Genomic DNA, 19,795 nt, shown 5'->3' with positions numbered 1-19,795 from the left:
CTCCATGGGAATAGGGGGTGCGGGCCGTCGAGAAAGTGCGAATCGACAAGTAGGCTCGGGCCTCGACCTTCGGCTTCCCAAGCCGTTCTGACAACCCTTAATTCCCGGTAACACCGAAGGGGTGGCACCTATGTGGGACGACCGGTTCGAGGAAGTGCTCAGGCGTTTCCTGCCGTACCTGGCGGAAGGCCAGGAAGTACGCGAGAACATCCGGCTGCGCGATGTCGGCCTGGACTCGATCGCGATGGTCGAGCTGCTTTCCGTACTGGAGAAGGAGTACGACGTCCGGCTGGACGACGAGGCGCTGCGCCCCGAGACCTTCGAGACCCCCGGCACGCTGTGGGACGCGCTGGCCGCGGCCCGCGTCTGACCCGCGCCCTCGCCTGGCCGGAGCCGCGCGCCCCGGGGCGCGGCCGTCGTCCGGCCGCCGCCCGCCCCCGTCCGCGGACCCCGGGACAGCCCTTAGGGGTTGAAATGCGGGCCGTGACCGGCCCTAGGATGCGGGCCGTCGGGGGTTTCCCGGATTCCCGGATTCCCTGATTCCACGGGGGACCGCGGTGCGTCGGCCGGGCCGGATATCCGGGCCCCCTGCCGCATCGGCCGTACGGGTCCGTGCGATTCCCCCGCCGCCGTTTCGCGTCATTCTTCGCGTGTCCGCCGTATGCCAGATCCAGACCCAGATCCAGATCCATTCGCGTATCCGTACCGCGTGTCCGGCAATTCACGTTCCGTGTTCCACGGGATGGGTACGGGTTCCCCGTCCGCCCGGCGGGCCGCCCGCCCGGTAGCGCGTTTCACCGATGTCCGCCGCCCGCGTCCGACCGCCGTCATCCGCCCGGCGCCCGCCCCCTGTATCCCGGCCGGCGCCCGCGGGGCGGTCCGGCGCGCCACCGTCGCGTTCCCGGCGCCCCGTCCAGCCGCCGGGCCCGCGCGGTCCACGTACAGAACAGGTGATTCCGTCTTGGCCGCAGCACGATCCGCAGAGACCATCTACCAGGAGAACTTCGCGGAGATCTACGACGACGTCTACCGGGGGCACCGCGACTACCGGCTGGAGACGGAGCGCTTACGGCAGCTGGTGCACGAGCGCCGGCCCGCCGCCCGCACCCTGCTGGACGTGGCCTGCGGCACCGGGGAGCATCTGGTCCATCTGGGCCGGGTCTTCGACGTCGAGGGGCTCGACCTCGCCGAACCCATGCTGCGGGTGGCCGCCGCGAAACTCGGCGACGTCCCCGTCCACCAGGGCGATATGCGGAAGTTCGACCTCGGCCGCAGCTTCGACGCCGTCAGCTGTCTCTTCAGCTCCATCGGCTATCTCGGCGGTACCGACGACCTCGACGCGGCCGTCGGCGCCATGGCCGCCCATCTGGCCCCCGGCGGGGTACTGGTGATCGAGCCGTGGATCCTGCGGGAGCGCTGGAACGGCGGCGACCTCGTCCAGGCGCAGTTCAGCGGCGACCGGGCCACGGTCTCCCGGATGGGCCGCTGGTACACCAGCGGCGACCGCAGCCAGGTCGAGATGCACTACCTGGTCGCCGGTCCCGACGGGGCCGTCCGGCACTTCGTCAACCAGCAGGACCTCGCGCTGTTCTCCCGCGACGAGTACGAGGCGGCCTTCGTCGCGAGCGGCTGCACCGTCGAGTACCTGGCCGACGGATACGCCGACCGGGGCGTCTTCGTCGGCGTCCGCACGTCCTGACCCCGGCCCCGTCCGCTCCGGCGGCGGGGCCCAGCACATCCGACCGGCCGCCCTCTCCCGATGAATCGGTGGACGCCATGAAAGCCCTCGTACTGTCCGGAGGATCGGGGACGCGACTGCGGCCGATCACCCATACCTCGGCCAAGCAGCTCGTGCCCGTGGCCAACAAGCCCGTCCTCTTCTACGGGCTGGAATCGCTGGCCGCCGCAGGCGTCACCGACGTCGGGATCGTCGTCGGCCACACCGCGCCCGAGATCGAGGAGGCCGTCGGCGACGGCTCCGCCTTCGGCCTCAACGTCAGCTATATCGCCCAGGAGGAGCCGCTGGGCCTCGCCCACGCCGTACTGATCTCCCGGGACTTCCTCGGCGACGACGACTTCGTGATGTATCTGGGCGACAACTTCATCGTCGGCGGCATCACCGGTCTGGTCGAGGACTTCCGCCGGGACCGGCCCGACGCCACGATCCTGCTCACCCGGGTCTCCGACCCCCGCCAGTTCGGGGTCGCCGTCCTCGGGGACGACGGCACGGTGGCCGCCCTGGAGGAGAAGCCGGAGCACCCCAAGAGCGATCTGGCGCTGGTCGGCGTCTATCTCTTCTCGTCCGCCGTACACGAGGCCGTACGGGCCGTGAAACCGTCCTGGCGGGGCGAATTGGAGATCACCGACGCCATCCAGTACCTCATCGACGACGACGCCCGGGTCCACTCCGAGATCATCGACGGCTACTGGAAGGACACCGGCAACGTCGACGACATGCTGGAGGTCAACCGGACCATCCTCGAAGGGGTGGAGCCCAGGATCGACGGCGAGGTCGACGACGCCTCCCGGATCATCGGCCGGGTCGTGGTCGAGCCGGGCGCCAAGGTCACCGGATCCCGGATCGTCGGCCCCGCCCTCATCGGCGCGGGCACCGAGGTCACCGACTCGTACATCGGCCCCTACACCGCCGTGGCGGAGAACTGCCGCATCCTCGACAGCGAACTGGAGTTCTCCATCATGCTCCGCGACTCGTCCCTCACCGGCGTCCGCCGGATCGAGGCGTCCCTGATCGGACGGCATGTCCACGGCGCCTCCAGGCCCCGGGTGCCCAACGCCCACCGGCTGGTCCTCGGCGACCACTCCACCTTCGAGATCAGCTCATGACCGAGCGGATCCTCGTCACCGGCGCCGCCGGATTCATCGGCTCCGCCTACGTCCGGGCCCTGCTCGGCCCCGAAGGACCCCGGGGCGACGGCACCGGCCCGCAGGTCGTCGCCCTCGACCTGCTGACCTACGCCGGCCGCCGCGACAACCTCGACCTCGGCGACCGCCGGCTGACCTTCGTCCACGGCGACATCCTCGACACCGGACTCGTCGGCGAACTCGTCGCGAGCGTCGACCAGATCGTCCACTTCGCCGCCGAATCCCATGTCGACCGCTCCATCGACGACGGCGGGGCCTTCGTCCGTACCAACGTCCTGGGCACCCAGACCCTCCTCGACGCGGCGCTGCGGCACGGCGTCGACCGCTTCGTCCATATCTCCACCGACGAGGTCTACGGCTCCATCCCCGTCGGCTCCTGGCCGGAGACCCACCCGCTGAGCCCCAACTCGCCCTACTCCGCCTCCAAAGCGGGCTCCGACCTGCTCGCCCTGGCCTACCACCGCACCCACGGCCTCGACGTCCGGGTCACCCGCTGCTCCAACAACTACGGCCCGCGCCAGCACCCCGAGAAGCTGATCCCGCGATTCGTCACCACCCTCGTCGACGGCGGCAACGTCCCCCTGTACGGCACCGGTGACAACATCCGCGACTGGCTCCACGTCGACGACCACTGCGCCGCGATCGAGCGGGTACGCAACCACGGCAGGGCCGGGCGCGTCTACAACATCGGCGGCGGCACCGAGCTGACCAACAAGGAGCTGACCGGGCTGCTGCTGGAGGCGTGCGGCGCCGACTGGAACCGGGTCGAGTACGTCACCGACCGCAAGGGCCACGACGCCCGCTACTCCGTCGACTGGACCCGGGCCCGCGACGAACTGGGCTACCGCCCCCGCCGTGACTTCGCCCGGGGACTCGCCGAGGTCGTCGACTGGTACCGGGAGAACCGCGCGTGGTGGGAGCGGCTGGTGTGAGCCCCGGGACCGCGCACTTACCGGCCCGCACCCGGCCCGGGACCGATACCGGCCCCGCCGGGCCCGGGACCGTGCCCTTGCCCGCCGGACACCGTACGGAGCCCGCCCGGCCCGAGTACCCGTACGGGACACCTCCGCACCGGCACCCGTACGGCCCCCGGCCCCGGCCCCGCACCGCCCGTCCGGCGCCGACCGCGCCCGGCGCACCCGTCCGGCCAGGGCGGCCGTACGGGACACCTCCGCACCGGCCATCGGCCCCGGCCCACGACGCTCCGAACCGGTACCGGGACACCCATCCCCAGGAGATCCGCATATGAACTCCCCACTCGCGCCCGAAACACTCGACGACGCGTTCCTGAGCGGCCTGCGCAGCCCCGCCAACGGCGCGCCGCTGCGCCCGGCCGGGCCCGGACTGCTCACCGACGGAGACACCCTCTGGCCCTGCCTCGACGGCATCCCCTATCTGCGGCTCGGCCGGCACGGACTGCGCACCGCCGCCGTCGAGGCGATCCGGGCCGGTGATCCGGTCCACGCCCTCGCCCTGCTGCTCGCGGACCGCAAGGACTCCTCCGTGCCCGCCGCCGACCCGGCCGCGTCCCGCGCCGCGGTCGACGCCGTCGTCCGGGGCGAGGTCACCGCCGCCGAGGTCATGACGGCGCTCGGCTACGGCGGCCTCGGCACCTACTTCCTGCACCGCTGGTGCCTGCCGACCTATCTGAGCGGCCAGGCCCTGCTGGAGGCGCACGCCCCACGCGGCGGAACCCTGCTGGAAGTCGGCTGCGGCGCCGGTCATCTGCTCCGCGGCTGGCTCGCCCGATCAGGCCCCGCCCACGGCTGCGACCTGGTCTTCTCCCATCTGTGGCTGGCCCGGCGGTTCACCGCCCCCGGCGCCCGGCTGGTCTGCTTCGACGCCGCCGGGCCCTTCCCCTTCGCCACCGGCTCCGCCGACGTCTGCTTCGCCCACGACAGCTTCCACTACTTCCCCGACAAGGCCCACGCCTTCCGGGAGCTGCGGCGCATCGCCCGCGACGGACGCGTCCTCCTCGGCCATATCCACAACGCCGACGCCCCCAACTACGCGCCCGGCACCCCGCTCTCCGTCGAGGAGTACACGGCCCTGCTCGGCCCCACCGCCGGATACGACGACGCCGCCCTCACCCGGGCCGCCCTCGACGGCGCCCCCGCCGAGCCCGTACCGTCCGAGAAGCTCTCCGCCACCCCGGCCCTGGCCTTCGTCCACGGCCCGCCGGCCGCACCCGCCGAACCCGGCTGGCTCACCGCGCCCCGCCCCGGTGTCCCGCTGCGGGTGAACCCGCTGCTCGGCCCGGACGGACCCCGCTGGCCCACCGGACAGTTCGCCCGCGAGTTCGCCGAGGACTGGCCCTATCTGCGCCGGCTCACCCCACCGCCCGCCGGTACGGCCGACGCCGTCGCCGACACCGGCTGGGACGGCACCGACCCGGACGTCGAACGGCTCGTACGCCGCCGGGTCCTGCTGGAACTTCCGGAGCGCTGGTCCTGAGGGGCGGGCGGTGCCGGGCGGGACACCACGCCCGGCACCGTCCGCCCCGGCGCTCCGGACGATCCGGCCGGTGGCCCCGCCGCCCGGGGTCACCGGCCGGAGCTCCCGGGCCGACCGGTCCGTACTCCGGCGGCGGTCAGCGCGCGGCGGCCGCGGCCGCCGCGGCGGCTTCCAACCGCGGTACCACATCGGCCAGCGTCGGGGCCGCCAGCATCTCGTCCCGTACCTCCGCCGCGATCCGGCGGAACGACTCCTCCTCCAGCAGCCGGGTCACATCCCGGGCGATCCGCTCCGCGGTGATCTCCGGGAGATCCACATAGAGACCGAAGCCCCGCTCGGCCTGCGCCACCGCCGACGCCCGCTCGCTCCAGATCGTCCCCGGCACCAGTAGCTGCGGCACCCCGTTGACCACGGCGTTCCCGATTGTCGCCCCGCCGCCCTGGTGCACGATCGCCGAACAGCTCGCCAGCACCTCGTTCATCGGGACGAACGCCTCGGCCCGCACGTTCTCCGGCAGCCGGGTCCCCGGCGGCAACTGCTCCCGGCTGAAGGTGGCCACCACCTCCACGTCGAGTGAGCCGAGCCCCTCCAGCAGCTCCGAGACCGACGCCTGCTCCTCGCCGTGCACCTGCCGGTTGGAGACCCCCAGGGTCAGCAGCACCCGGGGCCTGGCCGGCGGCTCGTAGACCCAGCGGTCCATCGCCAGCGGCCGGTTCACCGGCACGAACCGCACCCGCAGATAGTTGACGTCCAGCGGGAACTGCACACACTCCGGGCCCGGATCGATCGACGCCGAACCGAACCGCAGCTCCTCGTCGAACTCATGGCCCTGCTTGGCCAGCCAATCCGACATCCACTCCCGGAGCGGATCCGGCCAGTCCTCGTCGGGCCTGCGGGCCTTCAGCTTCTCGTACTCGAAATGGACCCGGGCGTTCTGGTCGGCCGCGTACAGCATCCGCATCTGCGCGGCGCCGACCACCTTCGCCACCAGCGGGGCGGTGTAGATCAGCGGATCCCAGACGATCAGGTCCGGCCGCCACTCCCGGGCCAGCCGCAGCGTCTCGTTGAGCATCCGGTCCGGGTTGAGATAGCGGATCATGCCCGCCGTGGTGTCGTACGCGGCCTTCACATACTCGTCGGTCAGCCGCTCCGACCTGGTCTCCGACAGCTTGAACGGATCCTCGCCGGGCTCGACACTGCCGCCCGCCTGCCGGTGGCGGGCGATATCGAAGTCCCCGCCGACCCACATGCACTCCAGACCGGTCTGGAGGAACGGATCGACCTCCGACGGATTCCGCTGGCCGACATAGCGCACCTCGTGCCCGGCGGCCCGCAGCGCCCAGCCGACCGGGGCGAGGCTGTAGATATGGGTTCGCGTCGGAAACGACATCAGCATGACGCGCACGGGATTCCCCCTCGGGCGAAGCGGTGACGGGCGGGCACGGGAGGGGTCGCGGGAGCGCCGGGAGCGCTCGACCGCGGGTACCGGGGTCCCGCCCCGCCCTCGGACCGGCGCCCCCCGAACCGTACGCGGGGCCACCGTCCGCCCACGATAACGGCGCCCACCCGGACGCGGTGTCCCGCGCCGGGAGAATAGGGGTCCACACGACAGCCGCGTCGCTCCGGATCCCCTGGCCCCGTTCGTCGCGGGCAGCGGCACGGCCCGCCGCGTTCAGGGGGCGGTACGCGGGAGAGCCGTTAGGGGCGCGGGGAACTGCGCGAACGACCACACACGGCCTGCGGTCGGCGGACGATGGACGGGCGCTCCACGGATGCCGCCCGCAAACGTCCCCCGCACGCCCCGCCGCAGAACAGGGGCCCCTTAAGGGCTGCGCCCGGGAAACTCCGGCGGCTAGACAAGAAGAGATCCGCGGCCACGCACGGCCGTCGCACCGAACAGCCCGGAGACGGAGACGGAGACCGAAATGACCGTGGCACCTCGTGCCCAGGGCTGGGTCCCGTTCCGAGACCACCGCACCTGGTACCGCCTCACCGGAGGCACCAGCGGCACAGGAACCTCAGGCGGAGCCGCCCCCGCCCCCGCCCTCGTCGTCGTCCACGGCGGCCCCGGCAGCACCCACGACTACCTCACCAATCTCGCCGCCCTCGCCGGCCCCGGCCGGACGGTGGTCCACTACGACCAGCTCGGCAACGGCGCGTCCAGCCATCTGCCGGACGCCGGCGCCGACTTCTGGACCGTCGATCTCTTCCTCGCCGAGCTGGACAATCTGCTGACCGGTGTGGGGGTCGACGGCAACTACGTCCTGTTCGGGCACTCCTGGGGCGGAGTGCTCTCCGCCGCGCACGCCGCTCGCCGCCCCGCCGGGCTCCGGGGCCTGGTGATCGCCGACTCCCCGGCGTCGTACCGGCTGTGGCGGCAGGAGATGGCGGTACTGCGGGCGGCCCTGCCACCCGGTGTCGACGCCATCCTGCGAGCCCACGAGACCGCCGGGACCACGGACTCCCGCGCCTACACCCAGGCCGTGCAGATCTTCAACGACCGTCATGTGTGCCGGATCAAGCCCTGGCCGCCCGAGTACGTGGCGTCCCTGATGGAACTCTCCAACGATCCGACGGTCTACCACACGATGAACGGCCCCAACGAGTTCCATGTGGTGGGCACCCTCAAGGACCTGTCGGTCGAGGACGTCCTGCCGGACATCGACGTACCGACGCTGGTGATCTCCGGCCGGTACGACGAGGCCACCGAGGTCACCGTACGGCCGTTCGCCGACCTGATCCCCGACGTGCGGTGGGAGATCTTCGAGGAATCCAGCCATATGCCGCATCTGGAGGAGCCGGAGCTCTGCCGTTCGGTGCTCCGGAATTTCCTGGACGAGCTGGAATCCGGCACGGGCCCTGACCGGGCGCCCCGGTAAAGCCGGGAAGGTGCCGGGAGAGACCCTGAGATACCCGAAGAGACCCGGAGGGATACCCGTGCCGAAAGGCTAGGGGTTGTCTCCGCGGTACGGCGGAGACAGGCTCGATTCGGCCCGTGGTCCTTTCCCGAATTCCCGAGAATTCCCTCCGGGCCGCACAGGGCCGGAAATCCGGACCGGAGGATGGTGGCTGGCATGTCCTTGCTCAAGGTTGTGAATTCCGCGGTCTCGTCCACGGACGGGGGTACGAGGTTCCGGGCGCTCGGCCCGCACCACCTCGACGAGGTCGCCGGGCGCTACGGTCTGCCGCCGGACGTACTGGAGTCCGTCCGCGCCGTCGCCCAGGTACTGCCCTTCCGGGTGAACGAGTACGTCCTCTCCGAGCTGATCGACTGGCACCGGGTCCCCGAGGATCCGATCTACCAGCTGGTCTTCCCGCAGCGGGGCATGCTCCCCGCCCATGAGGTGGAGCTGCTCACCGAACTGGCGCGGCGCGGCTCGCGGCGGGAGACCGCCGCCGAGGTGCGCCGGATCCGGGCCGGCCTCAACCCCCATCCGTCCGGCCAGAAGCAGCTCAATGTGCCCAAGGTGTCCGACGAGGAACTCGACGGGCTCCAGCACAAGTACCGCGAGACCGTGCTCTACTTCCCGCAGCAGGGCCAGACCTGCCACGCGTACTGCACCTACTGCTTCCGCTGGGCGCAGTTCATCGGCGACGCCGACCTCCGCTTCGCGGCCCCCGGGCCCGAGCAGCTGATCGGCCATCTCGCCCGCCATCCGGCCGTCAGCGACGTCCTGTTCACCGGCGGCGACCCGATGATCATGACGACGGAGCGGCTGCGCGGCCATATCGAGCCCCTGCTCGCCGTGGACACCGTCCGCACCATCAGGATCGGCACCAAGTCCGTGGCGTACTGGCCGCAGCGGTTCACCACCGACGCCGACGCCGACGATCTGCTCCGGCTCTTCGAGGAGATCACCGCCACCGGCCGGACGGTCGCCGTGATGGCCCACTACAGCCATCCCCGGGAGCTGGAGACCGCGATCGCCCGCCGGGCCCTGGCCAGGATCCGGGCCACCGGCGCCGTGATCTACTGCCAGGCGCCGCTGATCGCCCATGTGAACGACTCCGCCCGGGTCTGGGCCGAGCTGTGGCGTGGCGAGCTGGCGTCGGGAGCGGTGCCGTACTACATGTTCGTGGAGCGCGACACCGGCCCCCGGCAGTACTTCGAGGTGCCGCTGGCCCGGGCCCACGAGATCTTCCGTACCGCCTACCAGCAGTTGCCCGGTCTGGCGAGGACCGTCCGGGGACCGGTGATGTCCACGACCCCCGGAAAGATCGTGGTGGACGGCGTCGAGGACACCCCGCAGGGGCGCTTCTTCCAGCTCCGGCTGCTCCAGGCGCGGGACCCCCGGCTGGTCGGACGGCCCTTCCGGGCCCACTACTCGGAGACCGCCGCCTGGATCGACCATCTCGAACTCGACGAAACCACCCCGCCCGACATCGCCGCGGCCGTCGGCGCCGCCACCCGGCAGGCCTTCACCGGCGTCCACGGCTGACCGCCTACCGCTGCCTGCCGACCGCCGATTGCCGACCGCCGACCCCGGCACCCCGATAGACCGACCACCGGAAAGGGGAATCCGCCATGCCCGGCCGTACCGCGGCGTCCACCGGCCGCTCCGCCCGTATCTCGCCCAATCTGGCCCTCGACCAGCGGATCGCGGAGCGGGCCGCGGCCGGTGAACGCATCGTCCACCTCGGCTTCGGCGAGTCCCGGCTGCCGGTCTTCCCACCCCTGGCCGAAGCGCTGACCGCCGGGGCCGACCGCAACGCCTACGGGCCCGTCGTCGGCGACCCGGGCGTACGGAGCGCCGTCGCCGGCTACTTCGACCGCCGGGGGCTGCCCACCGACCCCGACCAGGTCATCGTCGCCCCCGGCAGCAAGGCCCTGCTGCTCGCCCTGCAACTCGTCCACCCCGGCGACGTACTCCTCGCCGACCCCTGCTGGGTCACCTACCGGCCCCAGGTCCTGCTCGCGGGCAAACGCGCGATCACCGTCCCCATCCCGGCCGAAGCGGGCGGGGTGCCCGACCCGGCCCTGCTGCGCGACCGGATCCGGTCGGCCCGTCTCGACGGCGACCGGCCCGGCATCCTCGTCCTCACCTCCCCGGACAACCCGACCGGCACCTGCGCCGAGCCGGAACTGGTCCGCGAACTGTGCGCGATCGCCGAGGACGAGGACCTGCTGGTGATCTCGGACGAGATCTACCGCGATCTGCTGCACGACCCCGACCGGCCCTATCTCAGCCCGGCCGAGGTGATCCCGCACCGGACCGTCGTCGTCACCGGGCTCAGCAAGAGCCTGGCGCTCGGCGGCTGGCGGATCGGCGTGGCCCGCTTCCCCGCCGACGACGCCGGACGGCGGCTGCGGGCCGAGGTCGCCTCGGTCGCGAGCGAGAGCTGGTCGACCCTGGCCGGACCGATGCAGGCGGTGGCCGAGTACGCGTACGGCGAACCGCCCGAGCTGACCGCCCGGCTCCGGGCCGACGCCCGGCTGCACGGAATCGTCGCCGCCGCCGTCCACCGGATCTTCACCGAAGCCGGGGCCGTCTGCCGCCCGCCGACCGGCGGGTTCTACGTCTACCCCGACTTCGCGCCGCTCCGGGACGAACTGGCCCGGCTCGGCGTCACCGACGGCGAAGGACTCCAGCACCATCTGCTGGAGGAACGGGGCGTCGCCGTACTCGCCGGAGCCCACTTCGGCGACGACCCGAAGGCCCTGCGCTTCCGGGCCGCCACCAGCATGCTGTACGGCGCGACCCGGGCCGAGCAGCGGGCCGCCCGGGAAGCCGGCGATCCGCTGGGCCTGCCCCATGTCGCCGCCGAACTCGACCGGCTGCGACAGGGCCTGGCCGCCCTCACCGGCCACTGAACGGAGCCACCGCGATGGAGACGGAAGATCCCGAGACCAGAACCGAGACCGGCACTGCGGTCGCGGCCGAGCGCAGATCCGCCGCCGGGGCCGCCGACGGAACCGGAACCGGAACCGCCCCCGGGACGGTGGTCGCGGCCGAGCGCAGACCCGGGACCGGCGGTACCGCCGTGGTCTTCCCCGGGATGGGCCCCCAGGACTTCGCCGCCGTCGGCAAGTTCCTGATCGTCAACCCGATCGCCGCCGCCCTGGTCGACGAGGCGTCCGACGTCCTCGGCTACGACCTGTTCCGCGGCTACCGCGACGGCGCGGCCGACTACTCCGAAGCCGCCCAGGTCGCCTTTCTGACGACCTGTACGGCGCTCGCCCGCTGGTCGGACGGGCGGGGCGACACCCCGCCCGGACACATCGCGGGCCCCAGCTTCGGCGGCAAGGCGGCGGCCGTGCACTCCGGTGCCCTGAGCTTTGCCGACGCCGTACGCCTCACCGCCGCGCTCGCCCGCCACGAGGCCGACTACTTCAGCCGCGAACAGCCCGGGATCATCACCCACTCCTTCGCCCGCACCCCGGCCGGCGCGCTCACCGAGATCCGCGCCGAACTGGACGCCATGGGGGAGTGGCACGAGATCTCCTGCCACATCGACACCGACTTCCATATGCTCTCCCTCCGCCGCGAACGGCTGGAGTGGCTGGGCAAACGGATCCGGGCCGCCGGGGGCCTGCCCCTGTACACCATGGATCCGCCCATGCACTGCTCGGTCTTCGGGCCGCTGCGCGACCGGGTCGAGGCCGAGGTCCTCCCCGGGCTCGGCTTCACCGACCCGCACACCCCGGTCGTCGCCGACCAGGACGGCACCGTACGCACCACCGCCGACGGCGTCCGCCGGATGCTGCTGGACGGCTTCGTCCAGCCGGTGCGCTGGCCCGATGTGGTCGCCGCCCTGGCCGCGCGGGGAGTCACCAACCTCCGGGTCTGCGGCCCCGACAGCCTCTTCGGCCGGGTGCCGGTGACCACCCGGGCCTTCCGGGTCACCCCGGTCGACCCGAGGACCGCCCTCCGCAGGCCCCCGCGCCCGGCCCCGGCAGCCTGACCGCCCGGCCCCGGAGCCGTAGGACAGCTGACGGTCCGAGAACGACGGCGCCCGCCGTCCCGCGCCCCTCACGGGCGGGGACGGCGGGCGCCGTCGTACTTCCGGCCACCGGCCCGTTCACGACGAGGGGCTCAGCTCCCGGGACAGCCGCTCCACCAGCGCCGGGCGGTCCACTTTGCCGTTCTGGTTGAGCGGCAGCGCGTCGAGTACCTGGATCCGCTGCGGCGCCATGTAGTCCGGCAGCTCCTCCAGACAGAACGCGCCCAGCTCCATCTCGTCGAACTCCGCCCCCGGCGACAGCTCCACGAAGACCGCCAGGACCGGATCGGCCCCCTCCACCGGCAGCAGTACGGCACTCGCCGCGGCCACCCCGGCGAACTCCGCGACCCGGCGCTCCACCTCCGTCAGCTCGACCCGGTTGCCCCGGATCTTCACCTGCGAGTCGGCCCGCCCGTCGAAGTACAGCTCGCCGTCCGCGCCCCGGTGCGCCAGATCGCCGGTCCGGAAGACCGTCTGACCCGTCAGCGGATTCGTCGGATCGGCGACCAGCGCCCGCGCCGTGGCCTCCGGATCGCCCCAGTAGCCGGTGAACAGGGAACCGCTGCGGAGATGGATATGGCCGGTCACACCCGGCTCGGTGACCGGGACGCCGGCCCCGTCCAGCAGCATCATCTCCGCCCCCGGATGCGCCCGGCCGATGGAGAGCTTCGTCAGCCCCTCGGGCACGGGACGCGGCACGGTCGTGAAGGACGCCGCCACCGACTCCGTACTCCCGAAGCAGTTGACGATCCGGGCCAGCGGCAGCGCCTCCTGAAGGGCCCGCACCTCCGGCAGCGGGAACGGTTCGCCGGAGAAGAGCACCCCCTCGATCCGGTCGCCGAGGACCGCCAGCTCCTCCCGCTCGTGCCGGAGCGCGCCCCGCCAGATGGAGGGGGCGCCGTTGACCTGGGTGGCCTCCGAGTCCCGCAGAAAGCGGACGAACCGGCGCGGCCAGCGCAGCAGCGCCCGCGGCACCGGGACCACGGTCGCGCCGCTGCCCAGGGCGAGCCCGATGTCCAGCAGGGAGAAGTCGAACTGGAACGGCGCCGTGGACGCGACCCGGCTCTCCGGCCCGACGATGCCCTGCGACAGCATCCCCCGGTAGAACGAGAGGATCGCCCGATGGCTCATCACCACACCCTTGGGACGGCCCGTGGAGCCCGAGGTGAAGACCATGTACGCCGGGTCGGCCGGGGCGACCTCGCGGCGGAACCCCGGGCCCGGCCGGGGCGCCCGCTCGATCACCAGCCCGCCGGGGCCGAACCGCCCGGTGCCCACGGACTCCGGTATGCCCTCGCGGCGGCCGCCGTCGGCCTGGAGATAGAGGGCGGGGGAGACGGTGCCCACCACGGAGAGCAGCCGTTTCGCGGGCGTCTCCGGGGTCACCGGGACGAACGGCAGACCCAGCGACGAGCACGCCAGCAGGGCCGCGATCGCGGACGCGGAGGTGTCGGACTCCAGGACGACGCGGTCGCCGATATCCAGTCCGAGACCGCGGAGCACCGTCGCGTACTCCTCGGCCCGGCGCGCCAACTGGCGATAGCTGATACTGCCCGGCTCGGCTCCGGAGAATTCCACGACCGCCGGTTTGTCCGGCGTCAGCCGGGCGCCGACCAGAAGGAATTCATGGAGCCTTTCCACCGGATTCTGGGCGAGGGTGAAGACTTCCCGACTCATGTTCGCCTCACAGGGTGACCTCGAATGCGGAACATCCGAAATCCTAGCGGCGGCCCTACCCCTATGACGGCCCCTAAAACCCCTGACGAGGCCCGTTTCCGGGCCGAATCCACCCCCTCTTTTCCACCCGGCCGCCGGACTTCCCGGGCCGGGCCGGACCGCCCGGCGCCGACTCGCGCCTGTTCCGTCCGGACCGCCGTCCGGACCGCCCGTCCGGACCGCCCGGCCCCGGATGCGACAACGGCGTCCCCCCGGCCCTGAACCCGGGGGACGCCGCCGTGCCGTGCCCACGTACCACCGCCCGGCCCCTTCCGTCGGGACCGGCCGCGACGGGACGTGCCTAGAACCCGCCCCCGTTCTTCGCCGCGAGTTCGGGCTCACGCAGACTCAGCTTGTTCGCCAGCGCGCTGCGCCCGCTGATGCCGAGTTTCCGGTAGGCCCGGGTCAGATGCTGCTCGACCGTGCTCACGGTGATGAACAGGGCGCTGCTGATCTGCCGGTTGGTGTGGCCCAGGGCGGCGAGATGGGCCACGCGCAGTTCCGCCTCACTGAGTACGGTGCTCTCGCCCGGCTCCGGACGGTCGCGTTCGGCCTCCCGGTCCCGGACCCGCTCGGGCTCCCGGACCGGGACATCGGCTCTCCCGGCCACCGAAGCCGTTCTGACCACCAGCTCCCGGCCCGGGGCGCGGGGCACCATCATCCGGCGCTGCTCGGGCACCGAGGGCACCCGTACCGGCCGGTCGCCCTCGCGCCGGGCCGCCACCGCCCGGTCGGCACCGCCCTGGACCACGGGCCTGGCCCGCTCCAGCAGCTTCAGCGTCCGGTCCAGCTCCAGTTGGTGACCGGCCTCGCGGAAGTACGTGGCCGCCCGGCTGGAGATACCCGCCGACTCCTGCGGCGCCGCCGCCATCGCCAGCACCCGCAGCGCCAGACCGCAGGCGTACGGATCGGTGTCGACCGCCAGCTTCACCTGCTGCCGGGCCAGATCGCGGGCCATCGCCACATTCCCCAGCTGGAGGTTGGCCTCCGCCAGATCACTGCGCCAGGGCACCAGAGGCGCCGCCTCCTGGTCCCAGTCGCGGGTGATCTGCTGACACCGCTGGAACAGGCTGACCGCCGCCAGCGGCCGGTTGGTCGCCAGATGGAAGTGGCCCCACGCCCGCAGATACTGGAGCCCGCCCAGGGTGTTGAGGGCGGCGGCGGGCACCGGCCGCTTCAGCGTCCTGGCCGCCTCCTCCAGATTCCCGGCGGCGATGTTCGCCATCAGCAGGGTGGAGAGGGGGTGGACGATCGACGTGCCCCAGTTCTGGTCGCCCAGCATGTCGAGGGCGGCGCGGGCCCGGTCCTCCGCGCACGACACATCGCCGCGCCGGAGCACGATATCGGCCCGCAGCGCGACCAGCATCGCCTCCCAGGTGACCGCGGAACGCTGGTGCGCCTCCCGGCTGAGGGTGACGCACCAGCGTTCGGCACTGTCCACCCGACCGGCCCTGACCAGCGCCGAGATGGCCATGGCGATCGCCTCCAGGGCCGTATCGCCCAGCCGGCAGTTGCGCAGGATCCGCTCCGCCCCGGCGATCGTCGCCCCGTCGCCCCGCTGCCGCCACATCCGCAGCAGGGTGTCCGCCGTATGACTCCAGGGGGTGGCCCGCTGCGGGGCCGCCGACGGTGTCCCGGCCTCCGCCCCGGGCCGCTCCCCGGCGCTCTTCGCGCCGGGTTCGCCGGGTGCCTCGGGCCGGGGCCCGAAGTGCCAGCGGTAGGCCAGGTCGAGTTCGACCATGGTCTGCGGATCCACCGGCTCACCGGTGGCCAGCAGCGCCGTCCGCGCGCGGACGAAGGTCTGCCGGTCCCCCTGCCACAGGGCGTGCCGCATCACGGCGAAGCAGTCGGCGTGGTCGGAGACCCCGTCGAGTACGGCCTCCCGCAGCGGTGCCGCGTACGGGTTCACCGCCGACGGGTTCACCCGGAACAGGCTCCGGGCGATGGACTGGCGCAGCGACCGGCGCTCCTGCTCGTCCTCCGTCACCTGGAGCGCCAGCTCCAGGCACTGGGTGGCGAACTGCACGTCGTCGGCGGTCATCGCCTGCTCCGCCGCCGTGCGCAGCAGCGGTACGGACCAGGTCGCCGAGGCGTCCGCCGCGGTGATCAGATGAGTTGCCACATCGGTCGCCGTGGCCGCCGCCCGGTACTTCAGCTCCGCCGCGTCGGCGTGCAGCCGGGTCCGGTCGGAAGGGGTCAGCACATTGAGGACGGCCGTGCCCGCCGCCGGATGCCGGAACGCGCCGTCCGCCAGCAGTCCCGCCTGCTGGAGGGCCTCCAGCAGGGCGGTCACCGTATCCGGGTCGATCCCGGTCAGCTTGGCGATCAGCTGGCCGTCGCTGCAGTGGCGGCCCAGAACGGCCACCGCCGACGCGACGTCCAGCAGTTGGCTGTCGGGCCGCTCCAGCAGGGAGTGCACGGCCGTGCTGTACGCCGCTCCCGCCGCCACCTGGCGGCGCTCGCCGCTCTCCCGGTAGTCCTCGGCGAGGGCGTGGACCAGGAGCGGATTGCCGGCGCTCAGGGCGTGGATCCGGCTCGCCGCCTCGTCCGCCGCCGGGTCCGCCGTCCCTTCCGGCGCCTCCTGGAGGAGCCGGGCGATGGAACGCGGCGGCAGCGGCGCGAGCCGTACCGCCTGGAACCGGGGCTGCCGGGCGAAGTAGCTGCTGAGCCGGGTCGGCGAGTGCTGCCAGTCGGGCTGGGTCAGGACGATCATCAGCCGGGTGCGCCGGATCCGGCGCTGGAGCTGCGAGAGCAGCTTGAGCGACGTCTCGTCGGCGAAGTGCAGATCGTCGACGCCGATCACGATGGGCTGGGTCCTGGCGAGGCCCAGCAGGGTGTCGCAGACGTCCCGGACGAGCCGGGCCCCCGCGTACTCGTCGGGCCCGTCGGGGACGGCGGCGCCGCTGCCCGGCCAGGCGAAGGTGGACGGGATGTCGATGGGTAGGGACGAGTTCGTCAGCAGCTGATCGATGACGGCCGCCCCGATGTGCTGCTCGTCGCGCGCGCCGGTCGCGCTGAGGGTCAGCGCCCCCGCTCCGGCCGCCTCGTCCAGCAACTCCTCCTGGAGAACCGTCTTACCACTGGCGATACCGCCGCTGACCATGATCAATCGACCGGCCCCGGCGGAACTCTGCTGAAATTGTTTCCACAAATATTTCTTCGCGCCGTCCGGCGCTATGTGAAGTTGGGTACTTCGAACGGATGCCATACGTCTATGCCCCCGTACTGATCGAGGGATGATCCGCGTATCACCCCTCGTTTCCGTTAGTTACCGCACTGGTACCATATCAGAGCCTTTGTCACAGTTGTACCCGTCATTAACCTAATGCCCGGTGAAGAACTTTCCGAAATGCTGTGAAAGTTCGACCGGTTGAGTGGCGGTTGGTGTGTCGCCTTGCCCGCGGGGGTCCGTAGTCCCCGCCGCCGCGTACGCCCCAACCGCCACTGCCGTTACCGGTATTCCTGGATCACGGATCGCAGGATGGTGTCCAGCGACCGGGTCGGCCGGAAGCCGATCCGCTCGAACGCCCTGGTGCAGTCGGGTACTCGACGCTCCATATCCTCGAAACCGGGCCCGTACGCCTCCTCGTACGGCACCTTGACGATCGGGCTCCGTGAACCCGTCGCCGCCCGGACCCGCTCGGCGAGTTCGCCGATACTGGTCTGCTCGGGATTGCCGAGGTTGTACACGGTGCCGTGTGCCCCCTCGTCCGCCAACAACGCCGGCAACGCCGGTACGACGTCCAGCACATGGCAGAAGCAGCGCACCTGCTGGCCGTCGCCGAAGACGGTGATCGGCTCGCCGGCCAGCGCCTGCTGGACGAAGCGCGGCACCACCATCCCGTACCGGCCGCTCTGCCGCGGCCCGACCGTGTTGAAGAGCCGGACGATCACCGTACGGACGCCGTACTCGACGCCGTACAGATAGGCCAGCGTCTCGTCCAGCGCCTTCGCCTCGGCGTACGACCAGCGGTTCAGCAGCGGCGATCCGACGATCCGGTCGGCGTCCTCCGTCAGCCCGATCGCGGTGTTCTTCCCGTAGACCTCACTCGTCGAGGCCACCAGGATCGGCACCCCGTGCCGCCGGGCCGCCTCCAGCACCGTCTCGGTGCCGCCGAGATTGGTCCGCAGGCTCTCCAGCGTGCGGCCCATGATGGTGAACACCCCGACGGCGGCGGCCAGATGGTAGATCGCGTCCACCCCGGCCATACACCCCTCGACGGCGTCGGCGTCCAGTACGGAACCCCGGACCAGGCGCAGCCGCTCCCGGCCCGGCAGCCCGGCGAGATTCTCCTCGCGGCCCGTACTCAGATCGTCCAGCACCACCACCTCGTGCCCCAGCCCGAGCAGATGCTCCGCCAGGTGCGAGCCGATGAAACCGGCGCCACCGGTGATCAGACAGCGCAAGACCGCCCCCTCTCCGGGGCGGGTGCCCCGTGGATGTCCTGGAATCTCACGGGGTCGCCCCCGCCTTCGAGCCGTCGGCCGGCCGGAACCGGTAGGTGGCGTCCAGCACCAGTGTCCCGTCGCCGATCCAGCCGTAGTCGTGCCCGGGATGGACCGTGTGCACCAGCACCAGATCCCACTCCCCGCCGTCCGGCCGCGCCACCGACTCCAGCATCGCGCCGCCGGGCAGGGCCAGCGTCGGAATCAGCGGATCGTGGTACGCCACCAGGGCCCCGCGCCGGTTCAGATCCTCGATGATGTCCAGCGCCGACGACGAACGGACGTCCAGGACACCCGGCTTGTAGGCGACCCCGACGACCAGGACCCGTGCCCCGCCCAGCCCCCGGCCGGTCTCCGAGAGCACCTCGTGCGCCCGGTCCACCACCCCCCGGGGCCGCTCCGCGATCGAGGTCATGGCCTGGTTCACCAGCGGCGCGGCGGTCCGGGTCTCCCGCAGCTGCCAGAGCAGATAGTGCGGATCGCAGGGGATGCAGTGACCCCCCACCCCCGGGCCGGGATCGAAGGCCATGAAGCCGTACGGCTTGGTCCGCGCGGCGTCGACGACCTCGATCGGATCGAGGGCGAGACCCGCGCAGATATCGGCGAACTCGTTGGCCAGTGCGATGTTCACGGCCCGGAAGGTGTTCTCGTACAGCTTGGTCATCTCCGCGACCTCCGGGGAGGCCACCCGGTGCACGGCCGGGGTGAGCAGTTCGATCACCCGGGCCGCCGAAGCGGCGCAGCGTTCGGTGACCCCGCCGAGCACCCGGGGCGTCTCCCGCTGGGTGTGGGTGGAGTTCCCCGGATCGATCCGCTCCGGACTGGACGCCACCAGCACGTCCTCACCGACGGTCAGCCCGCGCGCCGCCAGCGGCTCCACCAGCATCCGCCGGGTGGTGCCGACGAAGCTGGTCGACGTCAGGATCAGGGTCTGGCCCGGCCGGGCGTGCCGTACCAGCGCCTCGCACGCCGACCGCAGCGGCCCCAGGTCGGGCAGCAGATAGCGGTCCACCGGGGTCGGTACGCACACCATGACCGCGTCCGCCTCGGCCAACCGGGCCGGATCACCGGTGAGTTCGAAGCCGTCCAGGTACAGCGCCTTCTCCAGACGCCGGTGGTCCGCCTCGATCAGATCGACATCGCGCGCCTCGATCGCCCGCAGCCGCTCGGGGCTGTGGTCGATGCCGAGGACCCGCACACCGCCCTCTAAAAGGCCCAGCGCGGTCGGCAGGCCGACATAACCCATCCCGACGACCGCGACCGAGGTCAGCGCCGTCGGCAGGGCGGGAGGTCTTTCGGTGGTAGAAGTGTTCAGCATATTCCACCCGAATTCGCTGTATGGGCCGGAGGAGTG

14 protein-coding genes are annotated in these 19,795 nt (G+C 72.0%); 9 read left to right on the top strand and 5 right to left on the bottom strand.

The window, feature by feature from the left end; translation table 11 throughout:
• The first annotated feature begins 130 nt into the window (after positions 1–130).
• The 5 genes from ABZ714_RS21625 to ABZ714_RS21605 all read left to right on the top strand — a co-directional run bounded on the left by ABZ714_RS21625 (position 131) and on the right by ABZ714_RS21605 (position 5,337).
• Complete coding sequence (locus ABZ714_RS21625; RefSeq protein WP_358826912.1) at positions 131–370, top strand: acyl carrier protein; 240 nt, start codon at positions 131–133, stop codon at positions 368–370.
• A gap of 591 nt (positions 371–961) precedes the next feature.
• Positions 962–1,699, top strand: a complete 738-nt coding sequence (locus ABZ714_RS21620; protein ID WP_358826904.1) for a class I SAM-dependent methyltransferase — start codon at positions 962–964, stop codon at positions 1,697–1,699.
• 77 nt (positions 1,700–1,776) lie between these two features.
• On the top strand, positions 1,777–2,844 hold the full coding sequence (locus tag ABZ714_RS21615; RefSeq protein WP_358826911.1) for a glucose-1-phosphate thymidylyltransferase: 1,068 nt from the start codon (positions 1,777–1,779) through the stop codon (positions 2,842–2,844).
• On the top strand, positions 2,841–3,815 hold the full coding sequence (gene rfbB, locus ABZ714_RS21610; protein ID WP_358826903.1) for a dTDP-glucose 4,6-dehydratase: 975 nt from the start codon (positions 2,841–2,843) through the stop codon (positions 3,813–3,815). The genes ABZ714_RS21615 and rfbB overlap by 4 nt, the downstream gene beginning before the upstream one ends.
• Before the next feature lie 313 nt (positions 3,816–4,128).
• Positions 4,129–5,337, top strand: coding sequence for a methyltransferase domain-containing protein (locus ABZ714_RS21605; protein WP_358826902.1), 1,209 nt, complete (start codon positions 4,129–4,131; stop codon positions 5,335–5,337).
• A gap of 136 nt (positions 5,338–5,473) precedes the next feature.
• Here ABZ714_RS21605 and ABZ714_RS21600 read toward each other — a convergent pair whose 3' ends face one another.
• The gene (locus ABZ714_RS21600) at positions 5,474–6,733 is read right to left on the bottom strand and encodes a nucleotide disphospho-sugar-binding domain-containing protein (protein WP_358826901.1); all 1,260 of its coding nucleotides are present in this window, start codon (positions 6,731–6,733) and stop codon (positions 5,474–5,476) included.
• Between the two features lie 529 nt (positions 6,734–7,262).
• Here ABZ714_RS21600 and ABZ714_RS21595 point away from each other — a divergent pair.
• From ABZ714_RS21595 to ABZ714_RS21580, 4 genes are all read left to right on the top strand, one after another.
• The gene (locus ABZ714_RS21595; RefSeq protein WP_358826900.1) at positions 7,263–8,216 is read left to right on the top strand and encodes a proline iminopeptidase-family hydrolase; all 954 of its coding nucleotides are present in this window, start codon (positions 7,263–7,265) and stop codon (positions 8,214–8,216) included.
• A gap of 195 nt (positions 8,217–8,411) precedes the next feature.
• Complete coding sequence (locus ABZ714_RS21590) at positions 8,412–9,776, top strand: lysine 2,3-aminomutase (RefSeq protein ID WP_358826899.1); 1,365 nt, start codon at positions 8,412–8,414, stop codon at positions 9,774–9,776.
• Between the two features lie 86 nt (positions 9,777–9,862).
• Positions 9,863–11,149: an aminotransferase class I/II-fold pyridoxal phosphate-dependent enzyme gene (locus ABZ714_RS21585; RefSeq protein WP_358826898.1), complete on the top strand. Its 1,287-nt coding sequence runs from the start codon at positions 9,863–9,865 to the stop codon at positions 11,147–11,149.
• 185 nt (positions 11,150–11,334) lie between these two features.
• On the top strand, positions 11,335–12,240 hold the full coding sequence (locus ABZ714_RS21580; protein ID WP_358826910.1) for an ACP S-malonyltransferase: 906 nt from the start codon (positions 11,335–11,337) through the stop codon (positions 12,238–12,240).
• A gap of 117 nt (positions 12,241–12,357) precedes the next feature.
• Here ABZ714_RS21580 and ABZ714_RS21575 read toward each other — a convergent pair whose 3' ends face one another.
• From ABZ714_RS21575 to ABZ714_RS21560, 4 genes are all read right to left on the bottom strand, one after another.
• Entirely contained in the window at positions 12,358–13,956 is a 1,599-nt protein-coding gene (locus ABZ714_RS21575) for a D-alanine--poly(phosphoribitol) ligase (protein ID WP_358826897.1), read from the bottom strand.
• Between the two features lie 340 nt (positions 13,957–14,296).
• The gene (locus tag ABZ714_RS21570) at positions 14,297–17,203 is read right to left on the bottom strand and encodes an AAA family ATPase (protein WP_358826896.1); all 2,907 of its coding nucleotides are present in this window, start codon (positions 17,201–17,203) and stop codon (positions 14,297–14,299) included.
• A 242-nt stretch (positions 17,204–17,445) separates the two neighbouring features.
• Positions 17,446–18,402 carry an NAD-dependent epimerase/dehydratase family protein gene (locus tag ABZ714_RS21565; RefSeq protein ID WP_358826895.1) on the bottom strand — a complete coding sequence of 319 codons (957 nt, stop codon included), beginning with the start codon at positions 18,400–18,402 and terminating at the stop codon, positions 17,446–17,448.
• Positions 18,403–18,448: 46 nt separating this feature from the next.
• Entirely contained in the window at positions 18,449–19,759 is a 1,311-nt protein-coding gene (locus tag ABZ714_RS21560; RefSeq protein WP_358826894.1) for a nucleotide sugar dehydrogenase, read from the bottom strand.
• Positions 19,760–19,795 lie beyond the last annotated feature (36 nt).

Source organism: Streptomyces sp. NPDC006798, from assembly GCF_040635975.1.
Taxonomy (GTDB): Bacteria; Actinomycetota; Actinomycetes; order Streptomycetales; family Streptomycetaceae; genus Streptomyces.
This window is presented reverse-complemented; position numbering and strand designations above follow the sequence as displayed.

Bases quoted from the DNA above. Each gene is read 5' to 3' on its own strand.
- ABZ714_RS21625 (WP_358826912.1), top strand. From the start codon at position 131: ATGTGGGACGACCGGTTCGAGGAAGTGCTCAGGCGTTTCCTGCCGTAC.
- ABZ714_RS21615 (WP_358826911.1), top strand. From the start codon at position 1,777: ATGAAAGCCCTCGTACTGTCCGGAGGATCGGGGACGCGACTGCGGCCG.
- rfbB (WP_358826903.1), top strand. From the start codon at position 2,841: ATGACCGAGCGGATCCTCGTCACCGGCGCCGCCGGATTCATCGGCTCC.
- ABZ714_RS21605 (WP_358826902.1), top strand. From the start codon at position 4,129: ATGAACTCCCCACTCGCGCCCGAAACACTCGACGACGCGTTCCTGAGC.
- ABZ714_RS21600 (WP_358826901.1), bottom strand. From the start codon at position 6,733: ATGCTGATGTCGTTTCCGACGCGAACCCATATCTACAGCCTCGCCCCG.
- ABZ714_RS21595 (WP_358826900.1), top strand. From the start codon at position 7,263: ATGACCGTGGCACCTCGTGCCCAGGGCTGGGTCCCGTTCCGAGACCAC.
- ABZ714_RS21590 (WP_358826899.1), top strand. From the start codon at position 8,412: ATGTCCTTGCTCAAGGTTGTGAATTCCGCGGTCTCGTCCACGGACGGG.
- ABZ714_RS21585 (WP_358826898.1), top strand. From the start codon at position 9,863: ATGCCCGGCCGTACCGCGGCGTCCACCGGCCGCTCCGCCCGTATCTCG.
- ABZ714_RS21580 (WP_358826910.1), top strand. From the start codon at position 11,335: ATGGGCCCCCAGGACTTCGCCGCCGTCGGCAAGTTCCTGATCGTCAAC.
- ABZ714_RS21575 (WP_358826897.1), bottom strand. From the start codon at position 13,956: ATGAGTCGGGAAGTCTTCACCCTCGCCCAGAATCCGGTGGAAAGGCTC.
- ABZ714_RS21570 (WP_358826896.1), bottom strand. From the start codon at position 17,203: ATGGCATCCGTTCGAAGTACCCAACTTCACATAGCGCCGGACGGCGCG.
- ABZ714_RS21560 (WP_358826894.1), bottom strand. From the start codon at position 19,759: ATGCTGAACACTTCTACCACCGAAAGACCTCCCGCCCTGCCGACGGCG.